The organism is Streptomyces sp. NPDC111802 (genome assembly GCF_055634335.1).
On record NZ_JBVKCZ010000050.1, the window covers coordinates 23,206 to 42,739 of the forward strand.

The window sequence follows — 19,534 nt, forward strand, 5'->3', positions numbered from 1 at the left end:
ACCGCGTTACGGAGTGATCAATTCCGACGTCCACAGTCCATCCACACACCCTGTGGATAACTCTTCGGAGGTTGGGGATTCCTGTGGACAACCGAGGCCCAAGTCCCGTTCTCCACAAGGGATTCCGGTCAACCGGCCGCCTCGCGCTTGCCCCGTCCCAGGGAGTGAGACGCTTTTTATTGACACGTTTCGCAATTTGCCCATAACGCAACGTAAGCCGCAGTTCGGAATAGCGAGTCGTGGGCTGTCACCCCTCCCCGGTAGCCTTGAGCGCGTGATTGACCTTCGCCTGCTTCGTGAGGACCCCGACCGAGTGCGCGCCTCGCAGCGCGCCCGTGGAGAGGATGTCGCGCTCGTCGACGCCCTCCTGTCTGCCGACGAGCGGCGCAGGTCGTCCGGCGTCCGCTTCGACGAGCTGCGTTCCGAGCAGAAGCAGCTCGGCAAGCTCATCCCCAAGGCCTCCGCGGACGAGAAGGCCGAGCTGCTGAAGAAGGCGAGCCAGCTGGCCGCCGACGTCAAGGCGGCCGACGCCGAGCAGCACGAGGCCGACGAGGAGACCAAGCGCCTCGCCCTCCAGCTCGGCAACCTCGTCCACCCCGACGTCCCCGTGGGCGGCGAGGAGGACTTCGTCGTCCTGGAGACGCACGGCACCATCCGCGACTTCGCCGCCGAGGGCTTCGAGCCCAAGGACCACCTGGAGCTCGGCGAGGCGCTGGGCGCCATCGACGTCGAGCGCGGCGCCAAGGTCTCCGGCTCGCGCTTCTACTACCTCACCGGCGTCGGCGCCCTGCTGGAGCTGGCCCTGGTCAACGCGGCGATCGCCCAGGCCACCGAGGCCGGCTTCATCCCGATGCTGACCCCCGCGTTGGTCCGCCCGCGTGCCATGGAGGGCACCGGCTTCCTCGGCCAGGCCGCGGAGAACGTGTACCACCTGGAGAAGGACGACTACTACCTGGTCGGCACCTCCGAGGTCCCGCTCGCCGCGTACCACATGGACGAGATCCTGGAGGCCGACCAGCTGCCGCTGCGCTACGCCGGCTTCTCGCCGTGCTTCCGCCGCGAGGCCGGCACCTACGGCAAGGACACCCGGGGCATCTTCCGCGTGCACCAGTTCGACAAGGTCGAGATGTTCTCGTACGTCGCCCCCGAGGACGCCGAGAACGAGCACAAGCGGCTCCTGGAGTGGGAGAAGCAGTGGCTGACCGGTCTTGAGCTGCCCTTCCAGGTCATCGACGTGGCCTCGGGCGACCTGGGTGCCTCCGCCTCCCGCAAGTTCGACTGCGAGGCGTGGATCCCGACCCAGGGCAAGTACCGCGAGCTGACCTCGGCCTCCAACTGCGACAGCTTCCAGGCCCGCCGCCTCTCCGTCCGCCAGCGCGACGGCAAGAAGGTCCAGCCGCTGGCGACGCTGAACGGCACGCTGTGCGCCGTGCCGCGCACCATCGTGGCGATCCTGGAGAACCACCAGCAGGCCGACGGCTCCGTCCGGGTCCCCGAGGTGCTGCGCCCGTACCTCGGCGGCCGTGAGGTCCTGGAACCGGTCACGAAGTGAGCACTGCGTCTCCCTCCGGTGGGTTCCCCTACAGGCTGATCGCGACCGACCTCGACGGAACGCTCCTGCGCTCCGACGAGTCGGTCTCCCGACGCACCCGGGACGCCCTCGCCGCGGCCACCGAGGCGGGCGCCGCGCACATCGTCGTCACCGGCCGCGCGGTCCCCTGGACCCGGCACATCCTCGACGACCTCGGCTACCAGGGCCTCGCCGTGTGCGGCCAGGGCGCGCAGGTGTACGACGCCGGCGAGCACCGCCTGCTGACGTCGGTGACCCTGGACCGGCAACTGGCGGGCGTGGCACTGGCCAAGATCGAGGCCGAGGTCGGCCCGCTGTTCCTCGCGGCGAGCCGTGACGGTCTGGACGGCGAGGTCCTGGTGGGCCCCGGTTACGCGGTCACGGGCACGCTCCCGTCGACCCCGTTCACGGACGCGTCGGACCTGTGGACCGCCCCGCTGAACAAGATCTACATACAGCATCCGGACCTGACGGACGACGAGTTGGCCAAGGCCGCACACCGGGCCGCGGGCGGCTTCGTCACGGTGGCGATGGCGGGCGCGGGCATCGTGGAGCTGCTCCCCCTCGGCCTGTCCAAGGCGACCGGTCTGTCCCTGGCGGCCCGGCGTCTGGGCATGAAGGCGGCGGACACGATCGCCTTCGGCGACATGCCCAACGACCTCCCGATGTTCGCCTGGGCGGCCCACGGGGTGGCCATGGCCAACGCACATGAGGCGCTCAGGGCGGTGGCAGACGAGGTGACGGCCTCCAACGAGGAGGACGGGATCGCAGTGATGCTGGAGCGGTTGCTCGGCTGACGCCGGCGGCTGACTCTCAGCCGCAGCGCCGGGTACCTTCTCGACGCGGCCCAGCCCCTGCACATCGGCCAAGCCTCAGTGGCAACGTCTCGCGGAGGATGCACGGATCGAACGTGCGCGGGGTTTCCCCCGACCACGACTTGCTTTGATTGAGCACAGCGCAAGCCGGTGCCTTACCACTCGGCCAATCCTCCGGGTGGGCGACCCACGCGAGAGCGACATCGCGTGCTCGAAGCGGCCGCCCCGGACAGCTCCGTGTGCGGAGCGCGCTCGACGGTGGGGTAACTACACCGGAGCCCGCCGCGGGCTGCCCTGACGGGAGCTGGACGTACTGTCGTGCATGGACATCATCCAACTCCTCTCCCAGAACGCGGCGCCGGTCTCAACCAGCGACTTCGACACAACCATGGTGCCTGTACGCCGAGTTGGCCGCCACCGAATAAAACGGCCGTAGCGGGATCAACGGCGTCGCCACTTGCGCCGGCGCCCCTTGCTGAAGAACCATCCGGCGGGCGGTTCGTCGGAGCGCCACGGCTGCGGTTCGGGCTGCTCCCGGCGCCAGCGGGCGGCCAGCATCCGGGCCCGGGCGGAGGGTTCCGAGGTCTCGGCAGCGCGGATGAAGTCGTCGTCCAGGACCAGGTCGTCCCAGGTGTCGTCCCCGGATCGTTCGCGATCCTCGTGCTGTGACGTACCGCCTGCCATCCCCGTCCTCCAGTTCGTGCAGTGCACCCCCCTTTGCCCAGTGTGCCCGGACAGAGGTGAAGCCCCCGTCAAGAGCGGGCCCCGTCAGGGGCCCGGCTCCTTACTCCCCGCCTGCCTACTCCTCGCCCGCCAGCGTCAGCGACCGCAGCTTCTGGCCCGCGTACCAGGTGGCGAGGACGGTGACCACCGCCAGCAACACCGTCGCCGTGGGCAGTGCGACGTCCGACGTCACCATGTCCCCGCCGGCGACCTTCTGCGCGACCGCCAGCGACCACTGCTGGACGCTCAGCGTGCGCGCGCCGGACACCAGGGAGCCGAACAGGGCCTCCCAGACGAGCGCGTAGACGAGGCCGAAGACCACCGCGTGCCGGGACACCGTCCCGAGCAGCAGGAAGATCGCCGCGTACGCGATGGAGGCGACCAGCGCGGCGACCGTGTAGGCGACGGCGATCTGCTGGCCGTTGCCGTTCAGGATGAACCCGGCGATGAAGGTGGGCAGTGCCGAGAACACCATCGTCACGGCGATGGCCACGATCAGCTTGGTGAAGATGATCGTCGGCCGCTTCACCGGCTTGGACAGCAGGTACACCACCGAGCCGTCGTCGATCTCCGGCCCGATCGCGCCGGTGCCGGCGATGACGCCGATGATCGGCACCATGGTGGCCAGCGCCAGCCCGCCGAGCAGGTCCGACGCGGTCTGGTCGTCGGCGCCGGCGAGGGCGCGCACCACCACGGAAATGGCGATGAGCAGCAGGGGCAGGGCGCCCAGGATGAGGGCCCGGCGACGGCCGAGCAGGGCCCGGTAAGTGAGTCGGGCGACTGTGGGGTCGTACATCTTCGGCCTCCTACGCCGCGACAAGATACGAGAAGACGGACTCGAGCGACTCGTCGGACGGCGAGACCGTGAGCAGGCGGATGCCGTGGTCGCGCGCCACCCTCGGCAGCAGGGTGGTGAAGCGGCCGAAGTCGACGGCCTGGATGTGCAGCGCGCCCTCGGCCAGGTCGACCTCGATGCCGGACGTCGACGGGTCGGCGATCAGCGCGGCCGCGAGGGTACGGTCGTCGCTGGAGCGCACCAGGTAGCGGTGCGGGCGGTCGGTCATCAGGCGGCGGATCTTGCGGAAGTCACCGCTGGCCGCGTGCCGCCCGGCGACGACGACCTCGATGTGCCAGGCGAGTTGCTCGACCTCTTCGAGGATGTGGGACGAGAAGAGCACCGTGCGGCCCTCGTCGCCCATCTTCCGCAGCAGGTCCATCAACTGCATCCGCTGACGCGGGTCCATGCCGTTGAAGGGCTCGTCGAGCAGCAGCAGCGAGGGGTTGTGGACGAGGGCGCTCGCCATCTTCACGCGCTGGCGCATGCCCTTGGAGTACGTGGAGATCTTCCGGTCCTGGGCGTACTCCATCTCGACCGTGGCCAGTGCCTTCTGGGCGGCCTTGGCGCCCAGGCCGTGCAACTCGGCGTTGGCGGCTACGAATTCGCGGCCGGTGAGGAAGTCGTACATCGCCTCGCGCTCGGGGACGATGCCGATGTGCTTGTAGATCGACTCGTTGCGCCAGACCTGCTGTCCGTCGAGGGTGACGGTGCCGGTGGAGGGGGCCAGGAAGCCGCCCATCATGTTGATGAGGGTGGACTTACCGGCGCCGTTGGGGCCGAGGAGGCCGGTGACGCCGGGGCCGATCGTCATGGTGATGTCGTTGACGGCGACCACATTGCCGAACCAGCGGGAGACGTGGTCGATCGAGAGCGTGGTCACAGTCCGACCTTTCGGTAGCGGCGCATCAGGAGGCCGTAACTGGCGGCGATCAGGCCCAGGCTGACGAGGACGTAGACGACGCCTTCGCCGTTGCTCGGGCCCACCCCGCCGGGGAAGGCGGAGCTCGCGCCCAGGAAGGCGGACTGGACCCCGTCGATGAGCGTGACGGGCGAGAAGAGGCCGATCCAGGCGATGGCGTCGGCGCTGCCCCCGCCGTTGATGGACTGGGCGTCGGCGATGGCCTGGAGCGTGGAGACCGCGCCGTACGAGATGGTCAGCACGGCGATCACGGCCGCGATGCCGAAGCCGCGGCGCGGGGTGACCGAAGCGATGACCAGGCCGATGCCGGCGAACAGCAGCGAGAGCAGTGCGACGGACACGAGTCCCTGTGCGAATCCCTTGGTCTGGTCGGCGAAGTCGAGCTTGGCCAGCAGCGCGCCCACATAGAGCACCAGCAGCGGGGCCGCGGTGAGGATGAACAGCGCGGAGGCCAGCGCGGCGAACTTCGCGCGGACGTAGTCGGCGGTCTCGATGGGCCGCGAGAAGTACAGCGGTACGGTCTTGAAGCGCAGGTCGCGGGAGACGGACTGGGGTGCCTGCGAGGCGACGTACAGGCTGATCACGGCCTGCATGATGATCGCGTAGCGCGTGTAGTCGACGGGCAGGTCGTTGGCCTTGGTGGCGACAGCGACGGCGACCATGATGGCCGCGGGCACGCACATCACCACGAACAGCAGCATCGGCAGCACCTTGGACTTCACCGAGCGGCCGAGGCCGTAGGAGCCGCGCAGGGACTGCGAGTAGAGCGAGCGGGTCGCGTAGGAGCGGCCGAGTCGGGGGCCGTCGTAGTTGCGGTAGCCGATGTTGTGGATCCGGGTCTGGTCACCCGACTGCGTGGCTACAGGGTGCTCAACCGCCATGGCCGACCGCCTCCTTCCGCTGTTCGCCGGTGCCGGTGCTCTGCTCGCCGTCGGTGAAGACCTCCGAGATGTGGTGCCGGCGCTGTTCCATCCGCACCAGGCCGAGGCCGAGGTCGGCGACCACGTCGCGCACCAGGTCGTAGGTCTCGTCGCCCTGCGCGGTGAGCAGCAGGATGTGGCCGGCGCCGGGGAGGCCGCCGCTGCCGTCGAGGACGTCGACCCCGCGCGCGTGGAGCGCGTCGCGCACCGCGCGGGTGCCGTCCGGGTGGTCGTCGGTGTCGGTGACCTCGATGGCGAGGGTCGTCGTGGTCTGGGTGAAGTCCGTGGTGGAGCTGGAGCGCAGGAGCTTGCCGCCGTCGATGACGACGACGTGGTCGCAGGTGCGCTCCAACTCGCCCAGCAGGTGCGAGGTGACCAGGACCGAGATGCCGAAGTCGGTGTGGATACGGCGGATGAGGCCGAGCATCTCGTCGCGGCCAACCGGGTCGAGGCCGTTGGTCGGCTCGTCCAGGAAGACCAGGTCCGGGTCGTGCACCAGGGCCTGCGCCAGCTTCACGCGCTGCTTCATGCCGGTCGAGTAGCCGCCGATGGGGCGGTAGCGCTCCTCGTACAGACCGACATGGCGCAGGGTGTCCGCGGTGCGCTCGCGCGCGGCGGTGGGCGGCAGGCCGGACATGCGGGCCATGTGCACGACGAACTCGGTGGCCGAGACGTCGGGCGGCAGACAGTCGTGCTCCGGCATGTACCCGACGCGCTCGCGGATGGCGCCGCCCTTGGTGGCGACGTCGAGTCCGAGCACTTCGGCGCGGCCCTCGGTGGCGGGGGACAGACCCAGCAGGATCTTGATCATGGTGGACTTGCCGGCTCCATTGGCTCCGACGAGTCCGGTCACCCCGGGCCCGATGTCCATGGTCAGCCGGTCAAGCGCGGTCACCCTGGGGAACCGCTTGCTCAGGCTTTCGGTCGCGATCACAGTCACGCTTCGAAGGTAGTGACGCCGGCCACGCCGGTCGTCACCCCGTAGAGCTGTCTTGGGGTCAGACTCCAGACGTACGGGGCCCTAGGGGTCACCCTGAGGTCGAACAACGACGCCCTGGTTTTCCACATCATGAGGGTTTTCCACAGCCTTGGGCAGCCCTATTGACGCAGCCTCTAACAACTGTCACATTCACCAGTGTCAAGTTACGGGCACGTACCGCAGTCAGCGTGGACAAAGTGGGGCGGTGGCATGACTACGGCGGCGACAGGCGAACTCCGTGCGGAATCCACGGAATTGCGCGGGTTCAGACGGGTCCAGCGGCTGGCGTACGAGTGCGCGGAGGCCGTCGCGGCGCAGCTGGAGCCCGGCATCACCGAGCGCGAGGCGGCGCGCATGCAGCGCGAATGGCTGCGTGAGCGCGGGGTGCGGGACTGGTTCCATCTGCCCTTCGCCTGGTTCGGGGACCGCACGGCGTTCGTGAACTTCCGCATCCCCCTGCAGTTCTTCCCGACCAACCGCCGCCTTGAGCCCGGGATGCCGTTCATCCTGGACATGGCCCCGGTGTACGAGGGCTGCACGGCCGACATCGGCTACTCCGGCTCGCTCGGCATCAACCCGGTGCAGGACAAGCTGATGGCCGACCTGGAGGCACACCGGGAGCTGATCCTGCGCGAGGTGCGCGAGCGGCGGCCGCTGCGGGAGATCTACGAGGACGTGGACCGGCTCATGGTCCGCCAGGGCTACGCCAACCGGCACCGCGCCTACCCCTTCGGCGTGATCGCGCACAAGGTCGACCGGGTCGAGGAGCGCCGCTGGTCACCGCATGTGTTCGGGTTCGGCACCCAGTCCCTGAAGGGCCTGGCGAGCGACGCGTTGCACGGTCACCGCGAGGGCTGGTCCCCGCTGTGGTCGCCGTACCGCTTCTCCGACCACCCGCCGCGGCCTGGCCTGTGGGCGGTCGAACCGCACCTCGGTTTCCGGGGTACCGGCGCGAAGTTCGAGGAGATCCTGGTCGTCACCGACTCCGCGGATCCCGAGGAGAGCGCCTTCTGGCTGGACGACGATCTGCCGCATGTGCGGCGCTGGGCGGAGGAGAAGTGACGGTGCCGGTGACTCTTCAGGGCGCACGCGAGCGCCGGGTGCGGACCGGCGGGGTCGAGCTGTGCGTCGCCGAGCTGGGCGATCCGGGGCAGCCGACGGTGATCCTCGTGCACGGCTATCCGGACAGCAAGGAGGTGTGGTCCGAGGTCGCGCCGCGGCTGGCCGACCGCTTCCATGTCGTGCTGTACGACGTCCGGGGCCACGGCCGGTCGACGCCGCCCAAGCCGCTGCGGGGCGGGTTCACGCTGGAGAAGCTGACGGACGACTTCCTCGCCGTCGCGGACGCGGTCAGTCCGGACCGGCCCGTGCATGTCGTGGGCCACGACTGGGGCTCGGTGCAGGCCTGGGAGTTCGCCACCGTCCAGCGCACCGAGGGCCGGATCGCGTCCTTCACCTCGATGTCCGGGCCGTCCCTCGACCACTTCGGCCACTGGATCAACAAGCGCCTGAAGCGCCCCACCCCGCGCCGGGTCGGGCAGCTCCTCGGCCAGGGCGCCAAGTCCTGGTACGTCTACGCGCTGCACACGCCCGTTCTGCCCGAGCTGGCCTGGCGCGGCCCCCTCGGCAAGCGCTGGCCGCGCATCCTGGAGCGGGTGGAGAAGGTGCCCGGCGACGGCTACCCGACCTCGTCGCTGCCGACGGACGCGGCGCATGGGGCGTGGCTGTACCGGGACAACGTACGGCCCCGGCTGGCCCGCCCGCGCGCCGACGCATACGCACACGCGCCCGTGCAGCTCATCACGCCCCTACAGGACGCCTTCCTGTCGGAGCGGCTCCACGACGAACTGGAGCTGTGGGTTCCGCAGTTGACCCGGCGCACCCTCCAGGCCAAGCACTGGATCCCGCGCAGCCGGCCCGACCAGCTGGCCGCCTGGATCACTGAGTTCGTGACCTCCGTGGAAGGCGGGCGGCCCAAGGCGGTGAAGGCGACCGGGAAGTACGCCGACCGCTTCGGCGGGCAGCTCGTCCTGGTCACCGGCGCGGGCAGCGGCATCGGACGGGCCACGGCGTACGCGTTCGCGGAGGCCGGCGCGCGTGTGGTGGCCGTCGACCGGGACGCGGAGGCCGCGGCCCGCACCGCCGAGATGTCCCGGCTGATCGGCGCACCACAGGCCTGGGCGGAGACGGTCGACGTCTCCGACGAGCAGGCCATGGAGAAGCTCGCCGCGCGCGTCGCCTCCGAGTACGGCGTGGTGGACGTCCTGGTGAACAACGCCGGGATCGGGCTGTCGGGCTCCTTCTTCGACACCACACCGGAGGACTGGAAGAAGGTCCTCGACGTCAATCTGTGGGGCGTCATCCACGGCTGCCGGCTCTTCGGCAGGCAGATGGCCGAGCGCGGGCAGGGCGGCCACATCGTCAACACCGCGTCGGCGGCGGCGTACCAGCCCTCCAAGGCGTTGCCCGCCTACAGCACCTCCAAGGCCGCCGTACTGATGCTGAGCGAGTGCCTGCGCGCTGAGCTGGCGGGGCAGGACATCGGCGTCACCGCGATATGCCCGGGCTTCGTCAACACCAACATCACCTCGACCGCACGCTTCGCCGGGGTGGACACCGAGGAGGAGAAGCGGCGCCAGAAGAAGTCAGCGCGGCTGTACGGACTGCGGAACTACCCGCCGGAGAAGGTCGCCGACGCGATCCTGCGGGCGGTCGTGCGCGGTGAGGCGGTCGTCCCGGTGACGCCGGAGGCGCGGGGGGCGTATCTGATGTCGAGGTTCACGCCGAAGGCGCTGCGCAGGATCGCACGGCTGGAGCCACCGCTGTGAGCGTGGACCGCCGCCGGCGGCCTGGACCACCGCCATGAGTACGGAGCCGCTGCCATGAGTGAGGTCGGCCGCACGGCCGACGGCCCGGCGCCGTCGGCGTACCGGATCGAGGACCTCGCGCACCTCAGCGGTGCCACCGTCCGCACCATCCGCGCCTACCAGGACCGGGGCCTGCTTCCCCGCCCCGAGCGCCGTGGCCGCGCCAACGTCTACTCGGACGCCCATCTCGACCGCCTGCGCCAGATCGCCGACCTCCTCGACCGCGGCTACACCCTGGCCTCCATCAAGGAGCTCCTGGAGGCCTGGGACGCCGGTCGCGGCCTGGGCGGGGTGCTCGGGCTGGCGGCGGAGGTGGACGGGCCGTGGAGCGACGAGGAGGCGGTACGGATCTCCCGCGCCGAGTTGGACGAGCGCTTCGGCGGCGCCCCGGACGACGCGGCGGTGACCGAGGCCGTGGAGCTCGGCGTGCTGGAGCCGGTCCCGGGGGACGAGGACTCCTTCGTGGTGCCGAGCCCCCAAGAGCTGGCCGTGGCAGTGGAGTTGCACGCGGCCGGGGTGCCGCTGTCCGCGATCTCCGGCCACCTAAGGGAGTTGAGGGGGCAGGTCGAGCACATCGCGGCCCGTTTCCTGGAGTTCACCACCGAGCACGTCTTCGCCCGCTACCTCGAAGGGCCGCACCGTCCGACGGACGCAGAGGCGGCCGAAGCGGCCTCTCTCGTACGGCGTCTGCGCCCGCTCGCCCAGCACACGGTGGACGCGGAACTCGCCCGTGCGATGCGGCTGTTGGCGGTTCAGCATCTGCGCCGGAAGCTGGGCACGGGCGAGGATCCGGATGCGCACAAAATCACCCGAAATGTGGCCATACCGACGGAGACAATGCGAGCCGTCGAGGCCTTGGTTGGCCCGGAGCAGTCTGCGGAGTTCATCCGGCTGGCCGCCGAACGGGAGGTGCGCGCCCGGGCCTTGGACCGGATCGCCGGAAACCACCACTCGTCAACCGATCTTGACGAAACCCCTTGAAACTACGGCTCGTTGTCCACAGAAGCGCCAATTCCCCTGTGGATAACCGCACTTGGCTGTGGATCAAACATTGAGGGCGAAATCATTCGCGTGATTCGTGTCGCCCGCGGCAGGCTGGTGACATGGACGAAAGACGCACCGTGAAGGTGTCGAAGTACCTCTCGAAGCACCTGCGCCACCAGCCCGAGCGGATCGGGCTGATCCTCGACGAGGGCGGCTGGATCGAGATCGACGCGCTGATCGCCGCCGCGACCGCGCACGGATTCCGGTTCACCCGCGAAGAGCTGGACCACGTGGTCGCCCACAACGACAAGAAGCGCTTCGCGATCGAAGGCACCCGGATCCGCGCCAGCCAGGGCCACAGCATCGACGTCGAGCTCGGGCTGCCCCCGGCGACCCCGCCGCCGTACCTCTACCACGGCACCGTGGCGCCCAACCTGGACGCGATCCGCAGCACGGGCCTCAGGCCCATGAACAGGCATGACGTGCATCTCTCGGCCGACCGAGAGACCGCGACCCGGGTCGGCGCCCGACGCGGCCGCCCGGTGGTGCTCTCCGTGGACGCCGGCGCCATGCACCGCGACGGCCATGTCTTCCACGTCAGCGCGAACGGGGTGTGGCTGACGAAGGCCGTACCGCCGGAGTATCTGAGCTTTCCCGAGTCGCACTGATCTGCCTTCCGGCATGATCGGTGGTATGGACCAATTCCCCACCACCGAGGCCACCCTCTCCGCATTGCGCGACATCGCCGCCGAGTACGGCCGCGAGATCGAGGTGAGCCATGACATCGGCGCCGACCGGACCTCCCGCCGCAGCGCCGCCGGCGTCGGCGTCACCACGGACCCGGACGGCTCGCTGCCCCATGAGGCATACGTCGAGCTGGGAGGCTCGCCCAGGGTGAGCGTGCGGCTCTACCCGGAGGACGACACGCTGATCACCGTCGAGGGCGTCGAGTGCCCCGACGTCCCGCGCGACGATGTGCCCGCCTTCCTCCGCTCCGTCTTCGACGGCCTCGCCCACGTCAAGGCGCGCCGCTTCCCGCCGGGCTACTTCCTGATCGTGCCGCTGCCGGGGGACCGGACTCACAAGGAGTTCATGCCGATGATCGGCCTCACTCCGTGGCTGAGCAGCCGCGTGCAGTGACGGTTTCACGTGAAACCCATGCGGCCGCATACGCTCGATGCATGAGTCTGCGCCTGAGCACCGTGATCCTCCCGTATCGCCGCTGGTCCGAGGGGGGCCGCGCGGCATGGCAGCGTGCGGAGCAGCTCGGCTTCCACACCGCCTACACCTACGACCACCTGTCCTGGCGCAGCTTCCGGGACGGCCCGTGGTTCGGTGCCGTGCCGACGCTCACCGCCGCGGCGGCCGTCACCGACCGACTGCGGCTGGGCACCCTCGTGACCTCGCCGAACTTCCGGCAGCCGGTGACGCTGGCCAAGGAGCTGATCTCCCTCGACGACATCTCGGGCGGGCGGGTCACCCTGGGCATCGGCGCCGGCGGCACCGGCTTCGACGCCACCGCGCTCGGCCAGGAGCCCTGGACCCCGCGTGAGCGTGCCGACCGGTTCGGGGAGTTCGTCGCACTGCTGGACCGGCTGCTGACCGAGGACTCGGTGTCGTACGAGGGCGACTTCTACTCGGCGCACGAGGCACGCAACATCCCGGGCTGTGTGCAGCGTCCCCGACTGCCCTTCGCGGTCGCCGCGACCGGACCGCGCGGGCTGCGGCTGGCGGCGCAGTACGGGCAGGCCTGGGTGACCACGGGAGACCCCAAGCTGTACGAGAACGGCACCCCTGAACAGTCGGTTCAAGCCATTCGCGGACAGGTCGAGAAGCTGGCCGACGCGTGCGCTGCCATCGGACGGGACGTGGCCGGCATCGACAAGGTTCTGCTCACCGGGTTCACCCCGGACCGCGGCCGTCCTCTGGAGTCCCTCGACGCGTTCGTGGACTTCGCGGGCCGCCATCAGGAGCTCGGATTCACCGAGATCGTGGTCCACTGGCCGATCCCCGACTCGGATTTCGCGGCCGACGAGAAGGTCTTCGAGCAGATCGCCATGGAGGCGGTGGCACAGCTGCGCTGAGCCCGGGCAGCCGGCGCAAGCCCGACGGAGGTGGCAGGGCTGGTCAGGGCGCTGTCAGGGGCGGTATCTCCTCAGGTGCCGCATCAGATGTGCGGACCGCCGCACGGTCGTGCAGGCATATGCGGGAGAATGACCCGGTGACCTCAGCGACTCGACAGCCCCAGAACCCGGCCGCCGCTGTGCGCCCCCGACTCATCGCCACCGACCTGGACGGCACCCTGCTGCGGGACGACAAGTCCGTCTCGCCCCGCACGGTCGCCGCGCTGGCCGCCGCCGAGGAGGCGGGCATCGAGGTGTTCTTCGTCACCGGCCGCCCGGCGCGCTGGATGGATGTCGTCAGCGACCACGTCCATGGTCACGGCCTCGCGATCTGCGGCAACGGCGCCGCGGTGGTCGACCTGCACGGCGGCCCCGGCACCCACCGCTTCGTGAAGGTGCGGGAGCTGGCCCGGGAGAACGCGCTGGACGCCGTGCGGCTGCTGCGTGAGGCGGCGCCCGGCACGGTGTACGCGGTGGAGCAGACGTACGGCTTCTACCAGGAGCCGGACTATCCCAAGCTGCACATGGAGATACCGGACGAGCTCGCGCCGGCCGAGGACCTCCTGGCGCCGGATGCGCCCGGCGCCGGTGAGCCCGTGCTCAAGATCCTCGCCTATCACCCCACCGTCGACCCCGACGCCTTCCTCACCCTGGCCCGCCTCGCCATCGGTGATCGCGCCAATGTCACCCGCTCCAGCCCCAGCGCCCTGCTGGAGATCAGCGGCCCCGGCGTCTCCAAGGCCAGCACGCTCGCCCTGTGCTGTGCCGAGCGCGGTATCTCGCACGAGGAGGTCGTGGCCTTCGGGGACATGCCGAACGACGTCGAGATGCTGACGTGGGCGGGCCAGTCGTACGCGATGGGCAACGCCCACCCGGATGTGATCGCCGCCGCGTCGGGCCGGACGGTCGCCAACAATGAGGACGGGGTCGCGGTCGTGATCGAGCGGTTGCTGAAGCGCCCCTAGGCCGGGTCGGGCCAGGGCTACCCGAGCTTTACTCCCCGCTCCGTCAGCCACGGCACCGGATCCACCCCCGAACCCAACTCCGCCGTGATCCGTACCTCGAAGTGCAGATGCGGTCCGGTGGAGTTGCCGGTCGTGCCCGACTGGCCGATCCACTGCCCGGTGTCGACCTGCTCGCCCTGATCGACGGCGACGGACGCCAGGTGGGCGTACTGCGTGTAGTAGCCGTCCGCGTGCCGGACGACGACCTCCATGCCGAAGGCCCCGCCGCACGCCACCTTGACCACACGCCCGTCCCCGACCGCCCGCACCGGCGTGCCGATCGGCACCGCGAAGTCCTGCCCGGTGTGCCGGTTCGCCCACCGCAGCCCTCCGCTGCCGAACCCGGCGGACAGCTCGTACGACTCCACCGGCGGGACCCACGCGCTGGTGAACTCCTTCTGCTTCTGGTCCAGCCGGACAGCACCGGGGCAGGAGCCGGCGGCCACGGAGGCGTCGGCCTGCCCCTGCAACTCCCACCGCGCCTCTTCGAGCTTCTGCTCCACACCCCTCTTCAGCTCGGCGAGCTCGGCATTGCGCTTCTCCAGGGTCCGCCAGGCCGCCTCGGCCCTGGCCTCGTCCTTGGCGAGCTTCGTCTCGGCGCGGCGGCTCTTCTCGATGGCGTTGTTGACGGCCAGGTTCGTCTGCGAGAACACGTGCTGACCGCGCATCAGCTGCTCCGGGCTCGACGCGAGGATGATCTGCGCGGTCAGCGGCATCCCGCCGCTCGTGCGGTACTGAGCGCGTGCGATCCGGCCCAGGTCCTCGTGCAGCACACCGATCTCCCGCCGCTCGCGGTCGAGCAGCACCTCGATCCGCTGCGCCTGCGCCCGCTGCACCTCGGCCACCCGCCGCCCCGTCTCGTACCGCTCGGTCGCCTTGGCCGCGTCCTCGTACAGCTGCGCCACCTGCGCGCTGAGGCCCAGATCACCACCGGTTCCGGTGCCGTTGCGGCCCGGGGTGCCCTGGCCGACGGCTTCGACGGGCCGGGCCACGAGCAGGACGAGCGCACACAGCAGCGCCGGAACAACCAGACGGCGACGGCGATATGAGCGCATATCAGCGATCCTGGCCCCTGAGTGGGGCCAGGTCCTGTTCAGGTCGTACGCCTGGGGGACGCGTTGCTGCGGACGGGTCAGTACGGAGGTTGACGCGAGCGGCGGCAGGGATGCACCGGTCGTACGGGTCCGGAACCCCGAGCGCTAAGGCGCCCCCACGAGCAGATCCGCCGCCTCCTCCCGCTCCACCATCCTGCGCAGCGGACCGTCCACGGCGGCCAGCTCCGTGAAGGTCCCCCGCTGCACCACCCGCCCCTCGTCCAGGACGACCACCTCGTCCACGGCCTCAAGGCCGGCCAGTCGGTGCGTGATGAGCAGTGTCGTACGGCCCTCCGTGGCGGCCAGCAGGTCGGCGGTGAGGGCGTCGGCGGTGGGCAGGTCGAGGTGCTCGGCGGGTTCGTCGAGCACGAGGACCGGGAAGTCGGCGAGCAGTGCGCGGGCCAGCGCGAGCCGCTGCCGCTGGCCGCCCGACAGCCGCGCCCCGTGCTCGCCCACGAGCGTGTCCAGCCCGTCGGGCAGGCCATCGGCCCAGTCGAGCAGCCGGGCGCGCCCCAGGGCGTCACGCAGTTCGTCCTCGGTCGCGTCCTTCTTGGCGAGGAGCAGGTTCTCGCGCACGGAACTGTCGAAGAGATGCGCGTCCTGCGCGCACAGCCCGACGAGCCGTCGTACGTCGTCGCCGTCCAGCGCGTACGCGTCCACGCCGCCCAGCGTGTACGAACCCCCGTCCGCGTCCAGGAACCGCAGCAGCACCTGCGCCAGCGTCGTCTTGCCGGATCCGGACGGTCCCACGACGGCGATCCGGCGCCCCTCCGTCAAGGTCAGGTCCAAGCCGGCGAGCGCGTCCCGGCCCTGGCCGGCGTGACGGGCGGTCAGGCCCCTGACGGCCACCGGGAAGGGCGACGCGGGCGCCTGGCGGGGCCGCTCCGGCTCCCGTACGGGCTCGGGCGCGTCCAGCACCTCATGGACGCGCTCGGCGCTCCTGCGCACGCGCTGGCGGTACTGCACGGCGAGCGGCAGCCCCAGCACGGCCTCGAAGGCGGCCAGCGGGGTGAGGACGACGACGGCCATCGTCACGCCGGCCAGGCGTCCGTCGGCGACCGCCTGAGCGCCCACGAGGGCGGTGGCGGCGACCGTGAGCCCGGAGATCAGCGCGGTGAGTCCGGCACCGAGGGCGGTCGCGGTGGCGGCCCGCGAGGCGATCCGGGTCAGCGCCCCGTCGGCCCGCCGCGCCTCGGCCGTACGGCTGGGCAGGGCACCGGCGACCGTCAACTCGGCGGTGCCGGTGAGCAGATCCGTCACGCGCGTCGCCAGTACCCCGCGGGCGGGGGCCAGCCTGCGCTCGGCGCGGCGGGCTACGGCTCCGGTGACGAGCGGGACTCCGATGCCGGCCGCGAGCAGCCCGACCGCGAGCGCCGCACCGGCCTCGGGCAGCAGCCAGGCGGTGAAGCCGACGGCTCCCGCGGAGACGACGGTCGCGGCGGCCGCGGGCAGCAGCCACCGCAGCCAGTAGTCCTGAAGGGCGTCCACATCGGCGACCAGCCGCGACAGCAGATCGCCTCGACGCGTACGGCGCAGCCCGGCGGGCGCCAGCCGTTCCAGTCGCCGGTACACGGCGACCCGGGTGTCGGCCAGCATCCGCAGCACCGCGTCGTGCGACACCAGCCGCTCGGCGTACCGGAACACCGCCCGCCCGATGCCGAAGGCCCGCGTCGCCGTCACGGCCACCATCAGATACAGCACGGGCGGCTGCTGCGAGGCCCTCGAGATGAGCCACCCGGAGGTGGCCATGAGCCCGACGGCACTGGCGAGCGCGAGGCTCGCGAGCAGCAGGGCAAGGGCGAGGCGGCCACGCCGCGGACCGGACATGGCACGGACGCGAGCGAGAACGCCCCGCGCGTCCGACCCGAGCAGTACGGCCTCGGCGTCGTCCGAGGCGGAACCGTCGCGTGCTTCGCTCTCGGTCGGGCGCTCGACTGAGGCCCTGGTCAGGACCTCCGCCGCCACAGGTGCAGCGACCTCAGCGAGCCGCACCACCCGGTCCGCCACGCCCAGCAGCGCCGGCCGATGCACGACCAGCACCACCGTCCGCCCCACCGCCAGCCTCCGCACGGCCTCCACGACCTCGGCCTCGGTGGCCCCGTCGAGCGCGGCCGTCGGCTCGTCGAGCAGCAGGACGGGCCGGTCCGCGAGAAACGCCCGGGCGAGCGCGAGCCGCTGCCGCTGCCCCGCGGACAGCCCCGCTCCGTCCTCTCCCAGCACGGTGTCGACGCCCTCGGACAGTGCGTCCACGAACTCCAGCGCTCCGGCATCCGCCAGCGCCCGCCGTACGTCGGCGTCTTCCGCGTCGGGACGCGCCAGCCTTACGTTCTCGGCGATCGTCCCCGCGTACAGATGTGGCCGTTGCGGTACCCAGGCGATACGTGAGCGCCACTCCGTCAGGTCGAGTCCGGCGAGTTCGGCTCCCCCGACCAGGACTTGTCCCTCGGTCGGCCGCACAAAGCCCAACAGCACGTTCAGCAGCGTGGACTTGCCCGCACCGCTCGGCCCGACGAGAGCGACCGTCTCACCGGGTTCGACGATGAAGGACGCGTCCGCGACGGCGTCGGCGGTCCGGCCGGGATAGCGAACCGAGACCGCTTCGAAGGTCACGGGGCCCGTCGGAACCGCCGCCGTGCCGGATGCCGGCACGGGAGTCTCCAGAATCTCGAAGATCTCCTCAGCGGCGGACAGCCCCTCGGCCGCCGCGTGGTACTGCGCTCCCACCTGCCGCAGCGGGAGATAGGCCTCGGGTGCCAGGACGAGGATGACCAGGCCGTCGTACAGATGCATCTCGCCGTGGACGAGCCGCATGCCGATCGTCACGGCGACCAGCGCCACCGAGAGTGTCGAGAGCAGCTCCAGCGCGAAGGAGGAGATGAAGGCGATCCGCAGGGTCCGCATGGTGGCCCGGCGGTACTCACCGGTGATCCGCCGGATCGACTCGGCCTGCGCCTTGGCCCGTCCGAACACCTTCAGGGTCGGCAGCCCGGCGACCACGTCCAGGAAGTGCCCGGACAGCCGGGACAGCAGCTGCCACTGACGGTCCATCCGTGATTGCGTGGCCCAGCCGATCAGCATCATGAAGATCGGGATGAGCGGCAGGGTGCCGACGATGATGGCCGCGGAGACCCAGTCCTCGGTCATGATCCGCGCCAGCACCGCCACGGGCACGACCACCGCGAGCCCCAACTGCGGGAGATTGCGCGAGAAGTAGTCATCGAGGGCGTCGACCCCTCGCGTGGCAAGGGCGACCAGCGATCCAGTCCGCTGTCCGCTCAGCCAGCCGGGCCCCAGCTCAGCCGACCGTTCCAGCAGCCGACCCCGCAGCTCGGACTTCACCGCCGCGCTCGCGCGGTGAGCGGCAAGTTCGGTGAGCCAGGCAACCACCGCGCGGCCGACCGCGACAGCGGCCAACAGCAGCAGGGGAGTGCGTAGTTCAGCGGCGGACATCCCGTGCTGGAACGCACCCACCACCGCCTCGGCGATGAGCATCGCCTGGGCGATGACCAGCCCCGCACCGACGGCACCCAGGCCGACGACCGAGATCAGGAAAAGGCGAGTGGCACGGGCATATCGGAGAAGACGGGGATCGATCGGTTTCACGTGAAACAGGCCCTTCGGTCCAGTGCGGGGTGTTTCACGTGAAACATCGTGAACCACCCCGCCCCTGCGGACTCAGTGCGCGGATCCCGCGGCGGCGTCCGCGGCGATGTGCTGCGTGCCGATCCGCTTACGGAAGACCCAGTAGGTCCATCCCTGGTAGAGCATGACAACCGGCGTGGCGATCACCGCGCACCAGGTCATGATCTTCAGGGTGTAGGGGCTCGACGAGGCGTTGGTGACCGTGAGGCTCCACTCGTCATTGAGCGAGGACGGCATGACGTTCGGGAAGAGCGTCAGGAAGAGCATGGCCACGGCGGCCACGATGGTGACGCCGGAGAAGGCGAACGACCATCCCTCGCGCCCGGTCTGATTGGCCACGAGCGCCGCGACCAGCGCCGCGACGGCCACGACCAGCGCGACCAGGCTCTCGCCGTCGCCGTTCTCGACCTGCGTCCACAGCAGGAAGATCAGCGCCAGCACCGCCGTCGCGAGGCCGACCCACAGCGCCAGCTTCCGCGCCCGCTCCCGGATCTCCCCGACGGTCTTGAGCGCGGTGAACACCGCACCGTGGAAGGTGAACAGCGTCAGCGTCACCAGACCACCGAGGAGCGCATACGGGTTGAGCAGGTCCAGGACGTCACCGACGTACTCATGGCTCTCATCGAGCTTCACGCCCCGCACGATGTTGCCGAAGGCCACGCCCCACAGGAACGCCGGGAGCAGCGAGCACCAGAAGATGGCCTGCTCCCAGTTGCGCTGCCAGTCCTCCTCGGGCCGCTTCGCCCGGTACTCGAAGGCGACACCGCGGACGATCAGGCAGACCAGGATGAGCAGCAGCGGCAGATAGAAGCCGGAGAAGAGCGTGGCGTACCACTCGGGGAAGGCGGCGAAGGTGGCACCACCCGCCGACAGCAGCCACACCTCGTTGCCGTCCCAGACGGGACCGATCGTGTTGATCAGCACCCGCCGCTCGGGCCGGTTGCGGGCGAGCAGCTTGGTGAGGACGCCGACCCCGAAGTCGAAGCCCTCCAGGAAGAAGTAGCCGGTCCACAGGACGGCGATCAGTACGAACCAGACGTCGTGAAGTTCCATGAC

General features: G+C 70.4%; 17 protein-coding genes and 1 tRNA gene. 9 read left to right on the top strand and 9 right to left on the bottom strand.

Features of this window, described 5'->3' with window-relative positions:
* The first annotated feature begins 274 nt into the window (after positions 1 to 274).
* Both serS and ACZ7NC_RS37775 read left to right on the top strand, forming a co-directional pair.
* Positions 275 to 1,552 (top strand): serine--tRNA ligase, encoded by a 1,278-nt coding sequence (gene serS, locus ACZ7NC_RS37770; RefSeq protein ID WP_471495375.1) that lies wholly within the window; start codon positions 275 to 277, stop codon positions 1,550 to 1,552.
* Positions 1,549 to 2,367: an HAD family hydrolase gene (locus ACZ7NC_RS37775; RefSeq protein ID WP_471495377.1), complete on the top strand. Its 819-nt coding sequence runs from the start codon at positions 1,549 to 1,551 to the stop codon at positions 2,365 to 2,367. The genes serS and ACZ7NC_RS37775 overlap by 4 nt, the downstream gene beginning before the upstream one ends.
* Positions 2,368 to 2,459: 92 nt before the next feature.
* Here the strand turns inward: ACZ7NC_RS37775 and ACZ7NC_RS37780 are convergent.
* From ACZ7NC_RS37780 to ACZ7NC_RS37805, 6 genes are all read right to left on the bottom strand, one after another.
* A tRNA-OTHER gene (locus tag ACZ7NC_RS37780) sits at positions 2,460 to 2,561 on the bottom strand.
* Between the two features lie 265 nt (positions 2,562 to 2,826).
* Positions 2,827 to 3,069, bottom strand: a complete 243-nt coding sequence (locus ACZ7NC_RS37785; RefSeq protein WP_471495379.1) for an SGM_3592 family protein — start codon at positions 3,067 to 3,069, stop codon at positions 2,827 to 2,829.
* A gap of 115 nt (positions 3,070 to 3,184) precedes the next feature.
* Positions 3,185 to 3,904 (bottom strand): ABC transporter permease subunit, encoded by a 720-nt coding sequence (locus tag ACZ7NC_RS37790; protein WP_471495381.1) that lies wholly within the window; start codon positions 3,902 to 3,904, stop codon positions 3,185 to 3,187.
* Positions 3,905 to 3,914: 10 nt separating this feature from the next.
* Positions 3,915 to 4,826, bottom strand: coding sequence for an ABC transporter ATP-binding protein (locus tag ACZ7NC_RS37795; protein ID WP_471495383.1), 912 nt, complete (start codon positions 4,824 to 4,826; stop codon positions 3,915 to 3,917).
* Complete coding sequence (locus ACZ7NC_RS37800) at positions 4,823 to 5,746, bottom strand: ABC transporter permease subunit (RefSeq protein ID WP_471495385.1); 924 nt, start codon at positions 5,744 to 5,746, stop codon at positions 4,823 to 4,825. The genes ACZ7NC_RS37795 and ACZ7NC_RS37800 overlap by 4 nt, the downstream gene beginning before the upstream one ends.
* The gene (locus ACZ7NC_RS37805) at positions 5,736 to 6,719 is read right to left on the bottom strand and encodes an ABC transporter ATP-binding protein (RefSeq protein ID WP_471495431.1); all 984 of its coding nucleotides are present in this window, start codon (positions 6,717 to 6,719) and stop codon (positions 5,736 to 5,738) included. Before ACZ7NC_RS37805 ends, ACZ7NC_RS37800 begins: the two co-directional genes overlap by 11 nt.
* A gap of 255 nt (positions 6,720 to 6,974) precedes the next feature.
* Between ACZ7NC_RS37805 and ACZ7NC_RS37810 the strand changes: the two genes are divergently transcribed.
* The 7 genes from ACZ7NC_RS37810 (at position 6,975) to ACZ7NC_RS37840 (ending at position 13,703) form a co-directional block, all read left to right on the top strand.
* The gene (locus tag ACZ7NC_RS37810) at positions 6,975 to 7,826 is read left to right on the top strand and encodes a M24 family metallopeptidase (protein ID WP_471495387.1); all 852 of its coding nucleotides are present in this window, start codon (positions 6,975 to 6,977) and stop codon (positions 7,824 to 7,826) included.
* Between the two features lie 8 nt (positions 7,827 to 7,834).
* A complete protein-coding gene (locus tag ACZ7NC_RS37815; RefSeq protein WP_471495433.1) occupies positions 7,835 to 9,592 on the top strand; it encodes an SDR family oxidoreductase in 1,758 nt (585 codons plus the stop codon).
* A 54-nt stretch (positions 9,593 to 9,646) separates the two neighbouring features.
* The gene (locus ACZ7NC_RS37820) at positions 9,647 to 10,612 is read left to right on the top strand and encodes a MerR family transcriptional regulator (RefSeq protein WP_471495389.1); all 966 of its coding nucleotides are present in this window, start codon (positions 9,647 to 9,649) and stop codon (positions 10,610 to 10,612) included.
* Positions 10,613 to 10,734: 122 nt separating this feature from the next.
* The gene (locus tag ACZ7NC_RS37825) at positions 10,735 to 11,283 is read left to right on the top strand and encodes an RNA 2'-phosphotransferase (protein WP_471495391.1); all 549 of its coding nucleotides are present in this window, start codon (positions 10,735 to 10,737) and stop codon (positions 11,281 to 11,283) included.
* 25 nt (positions 11,284 to 11,308) lie between these two features.
* A complete protein-coding gene (locus tag ACZ7NC_RS37830; RefSeq protein WP_471495393.1) occupies positions 11,309 to 11,755 on the top strand; it encodes a hypothetical protein in 447 nt (148 codons plus the stop codon).
* A 41-nt stretch (positions 11,756 to 11,796) separates the two neighbouring features.
* Complete coding sequence (locus tag ACZ7NC_RS37835) at positions 11,797 to 12,699, top strand: LLM class flavin-dependent oxidoreductase (protein WP_471495395.1); 903 nt, start codon at positions 11,797 to 11,799, stop codon at positions 12,697 to 12,699.
* Between the two features lie 137 nt (positions 12,700 to 12,836).
* On the top strand, positions 12,837 to 13,703 hold the full coding sequence (locus ACZ7NC_RS37840) for a Cof-type HAD-IIB family hydrolase (protein WP_471495397.1): 867 nt from the start codon (positions 12,837 to 12,839) through the stop codon (positions 13,701 to 13,703).
* A 17-nt stretch (positions 13,704 to 13,720) separates the two neighbouring features.
* On the opposite strand, the gene ACZ7NC_RS37845 is transcribed toward ACZ7NC_RS37840, so the two are convergent.
* From ACZ7NC_RS37845 to cydB, 3 genes are all read right to left on the bottom strand, one after another.
* On the bottom strand, positions 13,721 to 14,797 hold the full coding sequence (locus ACZ7NC_RS37845) for a M23 family metallopeptidase (protein ID WP_471495399.1): 1,077 nt from the start codon (positions 14,795 to 14,797) through the stop codon (positions 13,721 to 13,723).
* Between the two features lie 144 nt (positions 14,798 to 14,941).
* Positions 14,942 to 18,439: a thiol reductant ABC exporter subunit CydD gene (cydD, locus tag ACZ7NC_RS37850; RefSeq protein WP_471495401.1), complete on the bottom strand. Its 3,498-nt coding sequence runs from the start codon at positions 18,437 to 18,439 to the stop codon at positions 14,942 to 14,944.
* A gap of 72 nt (positions 18,440 to 18,511) precedes the next feature.
* Positions 18,512 to 19,531 (bottom strand): cytochrome d ubiquinol oxidase subunit II, encoded by a 1,020-nt coding sequence (gene cydB, locus ACZ7NC_RS37855; RefSeq protein ID WP_471495403.1) that lies wholly within the window; start codon positions 19,529 to 19,531, stop codon positions 18,512 to 18,514.
* Positions 19,532 to 19,534 lie beyond the last annotated feature (3 nt).